The sequence below is a fragment of the Microtetraspora fusca genome, assembly GCF_001570365.1.
Classification (GTDB): domain Bacteria; phylum Actinomycetota; class Actinomycetes; order Streptosporangiales; family Streptosporangiaceae; genus Microtetraspora; species Microtetraspora fusca.
Window position 1 is genome coordinate 164,533 of record NZ_BBYK01000056.1, and the last position, 11,776, is coordinate 176,308.

General features: G+C 71.4%; 10 protein-coding genes. 9 read left to right on the plus strand and 1 reads right to left on the minus strand.

Annotation, left to right across the window (positions count from 1 at the left end):
• Positions 1 to 61 precede the first annotated feature (61 nt).
• Positions 62 to 625: a flavin reductase family protein gene (locus tag AWQ68_RS25700; protein ID WP_066944528.1), complete on the minus strand. Its 564-nt coding sequence runs from the start codon at positions 623 to 625 to the stop codon at positions 62 to 64.
• A gap of 241 nt (positions 626 to 866) precedes the next feature.
• On the opposite strand from AWQ68_RS25700, the gene AWQ68_RS25705 reads away from it, so the two are divergent.
• The 9 genes from AWQ68_RS25705 to AWQ68_RS43685 all read left to right on the plus strand — a co-directional run.
• Positions 867 to 1,736 (plus strand): alpha/beta fold hydrolase, encoded by an 870-nt coding sequence (locus AWQ68_RS25705; protein WP_066944530.1) that lies wholly within the window; start codon positions 867 to 869, stop codon positions 1,734 to 1,736.
• A complete protein-coding gene (locus AWQ68_RS25710) occupies positions 1,733 to 3,412 on the plus strand; it encodes an FAD-binding protein (protein WP_066944532.1) in 1,680 nt (559 codons plus the stop codon). Before AWQ68_RS25705 ends, AWQ68_RS25710 begins: the two co-directional genes overlap by 4 nt.
• On the plus strand, positions 3,409 to 4,443 hold the full coding sequence (locus AWQ68_RS25715) for a ferredoxin--NADP reductase (protein WP_066944534.1): 1,035 nt from the start codon (positions 3,409 to 3,411) through the stop codon (positions 4,441 to 4,443). The genes AWQ68_RS25710 and AWQ68_RS25715 overlap by 4 nt, the downstream gene beginning before the upstream one ends.
• Before the next feature lie 127 nt (positions 4,444 to 4,570).
• A complete protein-coding gene (locus AWQ68_RS25720; protein ID WP_066944536.1) occupies positions 4,571 to 5,371 on the plus strand; it encodes a 2-keto-4-pentenoate hydratase in 801 nt (266 codons plus the stop codon).
• 10 nt (positions 5,372 to 5,381) lie between these two features.
• On the plus strand, positions 5,382 to 6,290 hold the full coding sequence (locus AWQ68_RS25725; protein WP_066944538.1) for an acetaldehyde dehydrogenase (acetylating): 909 nt from the start codon (positions 5,382 to 5,384) through the stop codon (positions 6,288 to 6,290).
• A gap of 30 nt (positions 6,291 to 6,320) precedes the next feature.
• Positions 6,321 to 7,352 carry a 4-hydroxy-2-oxovalerate aldolase gene (gene dmpG / locus AWQ68_RS25730; RefSeq protein ID WP_066944540.1) on the plus strand — a complete coding sequence of 344 codons (1,032 nt, stop codon included), beginning with the start codon at positions 6,321 to 6,323 and terminating at the stop codon, positions 7,350 to 7,352.
• Positions 7,349 to 8,533 (plus strand): acyl-CoA dehydrogenase family protein, encoded by a 1,185-nt coding sequence (locus tag AWQ68_RS25735; RefSeq protein WP_066944542.1) that lies wholly within the window; start codon positions 7,349 to 7,351, stop codon positions 8,531 to 8,533. The genes dmpG and AWQ68_RS25735 overlap by 4 nt, the downstream gene beginning before the upstream one ends.
• A 1,808-nt stretch (positions 8,534 to 10,341) precedes the next feature.
• A complete protein-coding gene (locus tag AWQ68_RS43680; RefSeq protein ID WP_066944544.1) occupies positions 10,342 to 10,755 on the plus strand; it encodes a hypothetical protein in 414 nt (137 codons plus the stop codon).
• A 218-nt stretch (positions 10,756 to 10,973) separates the two neighbouring features.
• A partial coding sequence (locus tag AWQ68_RS43685; RefSeq protein ID WP_169808986.1) for a DUF222 domain-containing protein occupies positions 10,974 to 11,776 on the plus strand: 803 nt, incomplete at its 3' end.

An 11,776-nucleotide genomic window follows, 5' to 3' on the forward strand; every position in this document is an offset into this window, starting at 1 on the left:
CCCGTGGGGGACCGGGCGGCGTCCCCCGCGCGGACGACCAAGAGAAACACGGCGCGAGGGCCTACCCCCAGTGGTCGCCCCAGCCCCACAGGTTCGGCGCGATCTGCGGCTCGTCCTCGTCGATGCCGAACCGGCCCTTGAAGAAGATCATCGGACGCTGCTCGGCGACCGTCTCCACCTGGAGCACCCGGCCGATCACGACGTCGTGGTCCCCGGCCACGTGCACGTCCTCGACCTCGGCGTGGACGCGGAGCAGCACGTCGCGCAGGGCCGGCGAGCCCCACCGGGAGAGGGCCCAGTCCAGGTCCTCGAACTTCCTGCCCTTGCTCGAACCGAACCGGCGGCAGACGTCGACCTGGTCCTCACCCAGAACGTTGACGCAGAACCGCCCGGACTTGCGGATCCTGGGCCACGCGCGGCCGTTGTGGTCCGCGCAGAACAGCACGAGCGGCGGCTCCAACGAAACCGATGAGAACGCCTGGCAGGCGAAGCCCACCGGCTCGCCCTCGTCGATCCCGGTCACCACGGTGACACCGCTGGCGAACGCCCCCATCGCGCGGCGCAGCTCCAGCGGCGTGGGCGGAGCGATATCGGCGGGCTCCGTCGAGAGCGGGTCGGTCGTCATGGGGCTTCCCCTCGTTCGATCAAGGCCGTTGTGATTGCTCTGGAAACGAACGTAGGACGAGGTGCCCCCCAGGCAGAAGTCCGTCTCAATCAGTGGAAGGCCGGTCCGGCCGCCGAACACCCCTCGAAGGGGCGCCGGACGGCCCGGCACCGGTCTCGCTCATCGGGATCGGCCCGCGCGGGGGACGCGGCCGCTGGCTTACCGTCCCAGCAAGCTGACATTCCTATGACCGGAGCGGACGATGACCACGGAACTGACCTACGAGTCGACGATGCGCGAGCTCGCGACGGACAAGGGCGTCCTGCGATATCACGAGGCCGGCGACGGCCCGCCGCTGCTGCTCCTGCACGGCTCCGGCCCCGGTGTCACGGGCTGGCGCAACTACCGCGGCAACCTCGCCGTTTTCGCCGAGCACTTCCGCTGCCTGGTCCTGGAGTTCCCCGGCTTCGGCGTGAGCGACCCGACCGGCGAGCACCCGATGCTCGCCGCGAACGCGGCGGTGATCCGCTTCCTCGACGGGCTCGGCCTCCACCAGGTCGACGTGATCGGCAACTCGATGGGCGGCATCATCGGCGCCCAGGTCGCCATCTCCCACCCCGACCGCGTCCGCCGCCTCGTGACGATCGGCGGCATCGGCAGGAACCTCTACAGTCCCGGTCCGGGCGAGGGCATCAAGCTGCTGATGGAGTTCACCGAGGAGCCCACCCGCGAGCGGCTCGTCCAGTGGCTGCACTCCATGGTGTACGACCCGGCCCTGGTCACCGAGGAGCTGATCGAGGAGCGGTGGACCCAGGCCACCGACCCCGACACGCTCGCCGGCGCCCGCCGCATGTACGGCAAGGCCGCGTTCGCCGCGACCCAGGCCGCCGCCGCGGCCTCCGACGCCCCGCCGTACTGGGCGATGCTGCACCGGCTCAAGGCCAAGACACTGATCACCTGGGGGCGCGACGACCGGGTCAGCCCGGTGGACATGTCGATCGTGCCGATGCGCACCATCCCCGACGTCGAGCTGCACATCTTCCCCAACTGCGGGCACTGGGTCATGATCGAGCAGAAGGCCGCCTGGGAGAGCGCCGTGCTCGCCTTCCTCACCCGCAAGGACAACGCATGAGCGCGGAGTGGGACGACGAGTACGACCTGATCGTCGTCGGCAGCGGCGGCGGCGGCATGACGGCCGCGCTGACCGCGGTCGAGTGCGGGCTCTCCGTCCTGGTCGTCGAGAAGGGCCGGATGTTCGGCGGCACCACCGGGATCTCGGGCGGTGGCGTCTGGATCCCCAACAACCCGACCCTGCGGGCGAAGGGCCACGCCGACAGCCGCGAGTCGATCCGCCGCTACCTCGACCTGCTCACCGCGGGCCGGGTGCCCGCCGCGCGGCTCGACGCGTACGTGGACAACGGTCCGGCGGCGATGGAACTGCTCGGCCGGAGCAGGTGGATGCGCTTCTTCTGGACCAAGGGGTACGCCGACTACCACCCCGAGCTGGAGGGCGGCCGCCCGCTCGGCCGCTCGGTCGAGCCGAAGCCGTTCGACACCCGCAAGCTCGGCGAGGACGAGAAGTACCAGCGTCCCAACAGCATGAAGGGGCCGCTCGGCCTCTGGATCACCAGCAAGGACTACCACGACCTCGCCATGGTCAAGCGCACCTGGCGCGGACGGTGGGCCTCGGTCGTGGCCGCCTGGCGGGTGTCCTCCAACATGGTCCGCCGCCGTCACATGGCCACCGGCGGGCGCGCGCTCGTCGCCCGGCTGCGGATGGCGCTCAAGGACGCCGGCGTCCCGCTGTGGCTGCGCACCGCCATGACCGAACTGGTCGTCGACGAGCACGGCGCGGTCGCCGGCATCGTCGCCGAACGCCGGGACGAGAGCGGCGGCACCCGCGCCGTGCGGCTGCGCGGCAGGAAGGGCGTGCTGCTGGCCACCGGCGGGTTCGAGCACAACCCCGAGCTGCGCGCCAAGTACCTGCCGGACGGCGGCCACGACGACTACAGCATGGGCGCGCGGGAGAACACCGGCGACGGCATCCTGGCCGGCGAGCGGCTCGGCGCCGCCCTCGACCTCATGGACGACGCCTGGTGGATGCCCGCCGTGCGGCACCCGGCCGGGGCGACGATCCCGCTCGTCTCCGAACGCTGCATCCCGCCGTCGATCATCGTGTCGTCGGAGGGGAAGCGGTTCACCAACGAGTCGTCGCCGTACGTGAACTTCGTCCACGACCAGCTCGCAGGCGGGCACGTCCCGGTGTGGTTCGTGATGGACGCCAAGGCGCGCGCCCGCTATCCCTTCGCGCAGATCCTGCCCGGCATGCCGATCCCCAAGGAGTTCTACGACGCGGGCATCGCGTTCCGCGCCGACACGATCGAGGAGCTGGCCGGGAAGATCGGCGCCCCGCCGACCGCCTTGGCCGAGACCGTCGAGCGCTTCAACGGCTTCGCCGGCAGCGGCAAGGACGAGGACTTCGGCCGCGGCGACAGCGCGTACGACCGCTACTACGGCGACCCCACCCTCAAGAACCCGAACATGGACGTGATCGACCGGCCGCCGTTCTACGCGTTCCGGGTGGAGGCCGGCGACCTCGGCACCAAGGGCGGCCTCGTCTGCGACGAGCACAGCCGGGTGCTGCGCGAGGACGGCACGGTGATCGAGGGCCTGTACGCCACCGGCAACACGTCGGCGTCGGTGATGGGCAACGAGTACGCCGGCCCCGGCGCGACCATCGGCCCGTCCATCGTCTTCGGCTACATCGCCGCGCGGCACGCCGCCGGGGTCACCGGAGCCCGCGCATGACCCAGCCGGGCCCTCTGCGGGTGCGCGTCGTCGAGGTCATCCGGGAGACCGCCGACGCGCACTCGCTCGTGCTCGAACCCGACGAGGACGGCCGGGACCGATTCGCCTACCGCCCCGGCCAGTTCCTCACCGTCCGGGTGCCGGCCGAGGGCGAGGGCGCGGTCGCGCGCTGCTACTCCCTGTGCAGTTCCCCCGTGCGGGGCGAGAAGCTCAAGGTGACCGTGAAGCGGGTGCGGGACGGCTACGCGTCGAACTGGATCTGCGACAACGTCGCCGAGGGCGACACCCTCGAGGTGCTGCGGCCGTCGGGCACGTTCACCCCCGACTCGCTCGACCAGGACTTCCTCCTCTTCGCGGGAGGCAGCGGCGTCACGCCGGTCATGTCGATCCTCAAGTCCTGCCTGTACGGCGGGACCGGCGCGGTCACCCTGATCTACGCGAACCGGGACGAGCACTCCGTGATCTTCCGGGACGAGCTGATCACCCTCTGTGCCGAGTACGGCGACCGGCTGACCGTCGTCCACTGGCTGGAGTCCGTGCAGGGACTCCCGACCGCCGCCGGGTTCGCCGCGCTGACCCGGCCGTACACGGATCGGCAGGCGTTCGTCTGCGGCCCCGAGCCCTTCATGGACCTCGCGGTCGCGGTACTGGCCCGCCTCGGCGTGCCGGAGCGCCGGGTGCACGTGGAGCGTTTCACCTCGCTCGCCGGCGACCCGTTCGCCGACCCCGGTGTCGTCATCGACGACGTGGGCCCAGTCAGCGAGGTCGAGGTCGAGCTGGACGGCGAGACGCGGACCGTCACCTGGCCCAGGGGGAACAAGCTGCTCGACGTGCTGCTCGACGCCGGCCTGGACGCGCCCTTCTCCTGCCGCGAGGGCTCGTGCAGCGCGTGCGCCTGCGTCCTCCTGGAGGGCGAGGTCACGCTGGAGCACAACACGGTCCTCGACAAGCAGGACCTCGCCGACGGCCTGATCCTGGCCTGCCAGGCGATCCCGGTCAGCGAGCGGCTCAGGGTCACCTTCGACGCCTGACCTTCCGGCCGCGCGCGGGCGACTCCCACTCAGCGGGAGACGCGGCGCGACCGGCGAACCATGACTGGAACCTTTGACGCAGGAGCCTGCCCGGACGGGCACGGCCCGACGATCCAGGAGGAAGCGGATGCTGGAGGCGGCAGAACGCGTGGCCGCGGCCGAGCGACTGTGGGCCGCTGAGCGGGACCGGAGACCGATCGCCCCGCTCACCGAGTCGTTCCCGGGCATCGACGTCGTCGACGCGTACGAGATCCAGCTCGTCAACATCCGCAGGCGCCTCGCCGGCGGGGCCCGCGTGTACGGGCACAAGGTGGGGCTGTCCTCCCTGGTCATGCAGCGCATGATGGGCGTCGACGAGCCCGACTACGGGCACCTGCTCGACACGATGGTGCTGTCGGAGGACACGCCCATCCAGGCGGCCGCGTACTGCTACCCGCGGATCGAGGTGGAGATCGGCTACGTGCTGGGCGCGAGCCTGCCCGGCGAGGGATGCACCGAGGAGGACGTGCTCGCCGCCACCGAGTACATCGTGCCGAGCATCGAGCTCATCGACAGCCGGATCACCGACTGGAAGATCGGCCTCGCCGACACCATCGCCGACAACGCGTCCTCGGCGGGCGTGCTCCTCGGCGCGGCCCGGGTCAGCCCCAAGGATCTGAACCCGTCCGGCATCGAGGCCGTGCTGTACGCGGTGGACGGCTCCCCGGCCGGGACCGAGATCGCACGCGGCAACACGGACGCGGTGCTGGGCGACCCGACCACCGCGGTGGCGTGGCTGGCCAGGAAGGTGGCCTCCTTCGGAGTGAAGCTCGAAGCCGGGCACGTGATCCTCCCCGGATCCTGCACGCGCGCCGTGGACGCGCGCCCCGGCGACACCTTCCGCGCCGAGTTCGCCGGGCTCGGCTCCGTGACCGCTCGATTCGAATGAGGGTGAGACAGTGACCAAGGCGACCGCCGCCATCGTCGGCTCGGGCAACATCGGGACCGACCTGATGTACAAGCTGCTGCGTTCCGACCTGATCGAGCCGCGCTGGGTGATCGGCGTTGACCCGGACAGCCCCGGCCTGAAGCGGGCGGAGACGCACGGACTGATCACCTCGGCCGAGGGCGCCGACTGGCTGCTCGCCCAGGACGAGCGCCCCGACATCGTCTTCGAGGCCACGTCCGCGTACGTCCACAAGGTCAACGCGCCGAAGTACCAGGCCCTCGGCATCCAGGCCGTGGACCTGACCCCGGCCGCGCTCGGCCCCGCCGTCGTGCCCGCGGTCAACCTCGGCGCCCACCTGGACGCGCCCAACGTCAGCCTGATCACCTGCGGCGGCCAGGCCACGATCCCCGTCGTGCACGCGGTCTCCCGGGTCACCGAGGTCGCCTACGCCGAGATCGTGGCCAGCGTGGCCTCCCCGTCGGCCGGCCCCGGCACCCGGGCGAACATCGACGAGTTCACCAAGACCACCAGCCGCGGCATCGAGACGATCGGCGGCGCCCAGCGGGGCAAGGCGATCATCATCCTCAACCCGGCCGAGCCGCCGATGCTCATGCAGGACACCGTCTTCTGCTCGATCCCCGAGGACGCGGACCGCGACGCCGTCGCCGCGTCCATCCACGACGTCATCGCCTCGGTCGCCTCGTACGTGCCCGGTTACCGGCTGCGCGCCGAGCCGCAGTTCGACGACCCGACGCCGGTGAGCGGCGGGCTGGCCCGGGTGGCGGTCTTCCTGGAGGTGGAGGGCGCCGGGGACTTCCTCCCGCCGTACTCCGGCAACCTCGACATCATGACCGCCGCCGCCACCAAGGTCGGCGAGGGCTTCGCGCAGCGCGTCGTCTCCGCACGCGTGCCGTCCTAGTCCGCCTCACCCGTCCAAGGAGAGCCATCCATGCCCTACAGCGCCGACCTCGACATCCGGGTCACCGACTCGTCGTTGCGCGACGGCTCGCACGCCAAGCAGCACCAGTTCACCGTCGAGCACGTCCGCTCCATCGTCGCGGCCCTGGACGACGCCGGGGTGCCGGTCATCGAGGTCACGCACGGCGACGGCCTCGGCGGCTCGTCGTTCAACTACGGCTTCAGCCACACCCCGGAGCAGGAGCTGATCAAGGCGGCCGTCAAGACGGCGAAGCGCGCCAAGATCGCCTTTCTGATGCTGCCCGGCCTCGGCGTCCAGGACGACATCCGCGAGGCGGCCGGCAACGGCGCGAGCGTCTGCCGGATCGCCACCCACTGCACCGAGGCGGACATCTCGGTCCAGCACTTCGGGCTGGCCAGGGACCTCGGCCTGGAGACCGTCGGCTTCCTGATGATGGCGCACAGCCAGCCGCCGGAGGTCCTCGCCAAGCAGGCGCGCATCATGGCCGACGCCGGCTGCCAGTGCGTGTACGTCGTCGACTCCGCCGGCGCCCTGATCATGGAGCAGACCGGCGACCGCATCTCCGCCCTGGTCGCCGAGCTGGGGGCGGACGCCCAGGTGGGCTTCCACGGCCACGAGAACCTCGGCCTCGGCGTCGCCAACTCGGTGCTCGCCGTACGCGCCGGGGCGCTCCAGATCGACGGCTCGACCCGCAGGTTCGGGGCCGGGGCCGGCAACACCCCCGTCGAGGCGTTCGCCGCGGTCGCCGAGAAGCTCGGCATCCGCACCGGCATCGACATTCTCAAGATCATCGACGCCGCCGAGGACGTCGTGCGCCCGATCATGGACGGCGAGTGCCTGCTCGACCGGCTCTCACTGACCATGGGCTACGCCGGGGTCTACTCCAGCTTCCTCAAACACGCCGACCGCCAGGCCAGGAAGTACGGCGTCTCGGGCGCCGAGATCCTCATCGAGGCCGGGCGGCGCAAGCTCGTCGGCGGGCAGGAAGACCAGCTCATCGAAATCGCAGTCGCACTCGCGGGGAAGCGGGAGAAGGAATGACCAACCAGGTACTCGAGGCGATCAACCAGCGTGCCGAGGAACTGCGCGCCCTCGGCTCCTCGAACGAGGCCCTCGGCAGACTCGACGACCAGGCGGCCAAGGTGCTGCGCGAGTCGAACGTCATCCGGATGCTCCAGCCGAAGACCCACGGCGGCCTCGAGTTCCACCCCCGGGACTTCGCCGAGACCGTGATGAAGATCGCGAGCCTCGACGGCTCGACCGGCTGGGTCGCCGGCGTGGTGGGCGTCCACCCCTGGGAGATGGCGTTCGCCGACCCCCGGGTGCAGCAGGAGGTCTGGGGCGAGAACCAGGACACCTGGATCGCCTCGCCGTACGCGCCGATGGGCGTCGCCCGGCCCGTGGACGGCGGGTACGTCTTCAACGGCCGCTGGCAGTTCTCGTCCGGAACCGACCACTGCGACTGGATCTTCCTCGGCGGCTTCCTCGGCGACGACGAGGGCAAGATGGCCCAGCCGCCCGTGTCCATGCACCTGATCCTGCCCCGGTCCGACTACCAGATCGTCGACGACTCCTGGGACGTCGTCGGCCTGCGCGGCACCGGCAGCAAGGACATCATCGTCAAGGACGCCTTCGTCCCCGAGTACCGCACCCTGCAGTACACCAAGGTCGTGGACGGCTCCGCGGCCAAGGAGGCCGGGCTGACCAACCCCATCTACCACCTGCCGTTCTCCGCCGCGTTCCCCCTCGGCATCACCGCATCGGTGATCGGCATCGCCGAGGGTGCCCTCGCGCACCACATGGCGTACCAGCGGGGCCGTGTGCAGGTCACCGGCACCAGGATCAAGGACGATCCGTACGTGCTGTACGCGATCAGCGAGGCGGCGGCCGAGATCGCGGCGGCCCGCTCGGCGCTGCTCGACAACGCCTCCCGGATGTACGACATCGTCGCCTCCGGCCGCGAGGTCACCTTCGACGAGCGCGCGGTCGGCCGGCGGACCCAGGTCGCGGCGGCCTGGCGGGCGGTGCGCGCGGTCGACGAGATCGTGGCCCGCTCGGGCGGCAACGCCATGCGCATGGACAACCCCATCCAGCGCTTCTGGCGGGACGCGCACATGGGCCTGGCGCACGCCATCCACGTGCCCGGCTCGGTCTTCCACGTCTCCGCGCTCACCCAGCTCGACATCGAACCGCCGAACGGCCCGATGCGCTCCATGATCTGACCACCACTCCTCGCTCGGCGGAACGGACCACCCAGAAAGAACCGCCGGGGATGGACATCAGGGAGTGCCCCTGAAAAGGCTGTGGGGCGGGGAGGACCACCCGGGAGTACCCCTGGAAAGGCCGCCGAGAAAGGGCCGCCGAGAAAGGGCCGTCGGGAAAGGGCCGTCGGGAAAGGGCCGTCGGGAAAGGGCCGTCGGGAAAGGGCCGCTGGGAAGGCGCTCGCGGGGAAGGCGCTCGCGTTCGAGGGCCGTCACCGGGACGGACGCGCGGTCGGCTTCCAGGGTCTGCGCCGTCCGGCCCCGTTCGCTGCCGCGCGCTCGGCTTGCAGGGGGTCCGCGTTGTCCGGGCCCATGTCCGCCGTGCGGCCGGGTTGCAGGGAGCCCGGTTTGCAGGGAATCGGGGCTGTACGGCGCCGTCCCGGCTGCGCGCTCGGGTGCGCGTGGCGCGGGCCGACGAGCCGTTGGCCTCAGCGCGTCAGCGCGGGCGCGGGCAGCGGCGGCCGAGGTTCCTCGGCCGCCGCGCGGCGTACTGGAGGATGCCGGTCGTGGTGCCTGCGGACGTGAGCGCGTCGGCGTGGGCGGGCAGGGGCCGCTGTCCACGGCCGCGCAGCTCGCTCTCGCGCCCCTCGCGTGCTCGGCGTACTGGAGGATGCCGGTCGTGGTGCCTGCGGACGTGAGCGCGTCGGCGTGGGCGGGCAGGGGCCGCTGTCCACGGCCGCGCAGCTCGCTCTCGCGCCCCTCGCGTGCTCGGCGTACTGGAGGATGCCGGTCGTGGTGCCTGCGGACGTGAGCGCGTCGGCGTGGGCGGGCAGGGGCCGCTGTCCACGGCCGCGCAGCTCGCTCTCGCACCCGTCGGCTACCGGCCTGCCGGTGAACTCGTGCCGGCCTGGCGCGGGACCGGCCCGGTCAACGCCCTCCACCCCTTCAATCCGCCGCTATCGCCGAATCGCCCCAGGGTCCCGTCTTCGGCGCGCCGCTCTCGCATGTCCCGGGCCGTCACCGCTTTCTCGGCCTCTTCCACGAAGTCCGCCTACATCGCGACAACGCTGTCACCCTGCCATTCGCGAATGCCCCCAACCGGAATGCCGGACCCGATGCTCACAAAGAGTACAAGTGTGACTACTCAGAGTTGCATATCGAACGTGTGAGCGATATCCTCGCAGAGCATCGACCATCAGAGCGGGAGCGGGGGTGTGAAGAGATGATGCTTTCGGGTGGCGTCCTGCTGTCGCACCGACCGGAAGACACACCTGCGCCCCGCTCATCCGCCGCGCCTTCCACGTCATCGCGACGGCGGCGCGGGGCCAGGCGGCACACGCCGTTCATCGGATCCGATCGCTTCGCCGGCGACTCCTACGGCGCGGTTCTCCTCGACCGCGCCCGCAGCGCCAGTGACGGCGGAGAAGTTCCTGATCCCGTACTGAATGACACGACGCGTTCTGCCGGGCGAGGTGGGCGACGCGGCGAGCCGGACGAGACGCTGTCCTGGGCCCGGCGGCTGCTCGGCCTCCCTGATGCGGCAGAAGACCAGAAGCCTGGCGGCGGTGGCCGGCCTTCGGGTCCGGCACGATGGCCGATCATGCCCGCTCCCGTAGAGCCCGCCTGCTCCGGCGACCGGACGGCCGAGCCAGGAGAAGAGGTTGGTCGCGGGGCCGAGCCGCAGCGTCCCGGGTGCGATGGCGGTGCTCTTCCCGGCCGGGACGAGCTACCGCGGCCCGGGTACAACCGTGCCGGCCTGTCGGCCTGGGACGGGATCTGGCAGGGCCGCCGTCCCACCCTCGACGAGTCGCCTGCGAAGGGCCCTCTGCGTGCTGGTCGTGGTGATCGGCAGCGGAACAACTCGGGCCGGCAGGACGGGGACCGGCGGGGCGGCGACCGGCGGGCTGCTGGGAATGCTGCCGCCGATGGCTGGGACGCTGCTGCTGATCGCCAAGGTGCTGGCTGCGACAGCCGAGGTGCTGGCGGTGACTCCCGGAGCGCTGGTCGTGATGGCGGAGGCGTTGCCACCGATGGCCGGGGTGGTGAGGGCCACGGCGTCGGCGGCCGGACCGCTGGCGATGATCAACGAGGCGCTGGTCGTGGTGGTCGGAACGCTCTTGGCTGGGGCGCTGCCGGCGACAGCCGCGGCGCTGATGCACCCAGGGCTGGCGGTGATGGCCAGGACGGTGTGGGCCCGGCCGCTGCTGGTGGTGATGGCCGGGTGGGGGACTGGCCCGACCTGAACCTTGCCGGCCGCGACGTCATGGACCTGCTCGCTCGGGCCGAGCGGCTGGCCGCAGGTACAGCGAACGTGCCAGGCGAGACCGGGTCTGGGGCCGAGACCGGGGCCAGGTCTGGGACCGAGACCGGGTCTCGGGCCAGGGCTGGGACCGGGACCGGGCCTGGGGCTGGGGCCGGGCCTGGGGCTGGAGCTGGGTTTGGTGGTGAGGCTGAGGTGGCGATGGCCGAGATCGTGGCGTTGGCGCGGGCGATCGATCTGGCCGAAGCCGCCATGGCCGCCCGCCTCCGCCTGGCCGAGGCCGGGAAAGGGCATCACCTGTTCGGGCGGCGATCGATCGGGGCGTGGCTGGCAGCGGCCACCGGCTCACGCACCGCCCGCGCCGCGGAACGCGTCACCCTGGCCCGGCAACTGCCGCGCCTGCCCCACACCGCTCACCTGCTCGCCTCCGGCCGGCTGTCGTTCGGGTATGCGGCGACGATCGCTTCCACCACCCGTCATCTGGATGATGCGGAGACGGTGCTGGCCGAGCCGATCCTGCTGGAACTCGCGCGGGCATCAGCCTCCACGGTGGAGGACGTGGCCCGCGCCGGCCAGACCATCTTCGAGACGATCGACCCGGATGGGAGGCTGGCGCGGGCGGCGGCCAAGACCGAACGCCAGCACCTCACCATCGCCGAGACCGCGGATGGGATGGGCCGCCTGAGCGGGCTGCTGGACCCCGAGTTGAAGATGCAGCTGAAGACGTGGCTGGAACCCTTGGCGGTCAAGGCCGACAGCACCGATGTGCGCAGCCACGCCCGCCGGATGGCCGACGCTTTGGCCATCCGCCTCTCGCAGGGTGGGCGGCGCACGGTCATGCACGTGTCCGTGACTGAGCAGACCCTGACCGGCCAATCGGAGGAGCCGGCCTTTCTGGAGGACGGCACCCCGATCCCGGCCCAGGACGCCCGCCGGATGGCCTACACCGCCGACCTACGCAGGGTGCTCCGCGACGCCGACGGCATCGTGAAGGACTTCGGGCG

Coding starts and splice junctions, on each gene's coding strand:
- AWQ68_RS25700 (WP_066944528.1), bottom strand. CDS start 625: ATGACGACCGACCCGCTCTCGACGGAGCCCGCCGATATCGCTCCGCCC.
- AWQ68_RS25705 (WP_066944530.1), top strand. CDS start 867: ATGACCACGGAACTGACCTACGAGTCGACGATGCGCGAGCTCGCGACG.
- AWQ68_RS25710 (WP_066944532.1), top strand. CDS start 1,733: ATGAGCGCGGAGTGGGACGACGAGTACGACCTGATCGTCGTCGGCAGC.
- AWQ68_RS25715 (WP_066944534.1), top strand. CDS start 3,409: ATGACCCAGCCGGGCCCTCTGCGGGTGCGCGTCGTCGAGGTCATCCGG.
- AWQ68_RS25720 (WP_066944536.1), top strand. CDS start 4,571: ATGCTGGAGGCGGCAGAACGCGTGGCCGCGGCCGAGCGACTGTGGGCC.
- dmpG (WP_066944540.1), top strand. CDS start 6,321: ATGCCCTACAGCGCCGACCTCGACATCCGGGTCACCGACTCGTCGTTG.
- AWQ68_RS25735 (WP_066944542.1), top strand. CDS start 7,349: ATGACCAACCAGGTACTCGAGGCGATCAACCAGCGTGCCGAGGAACTG.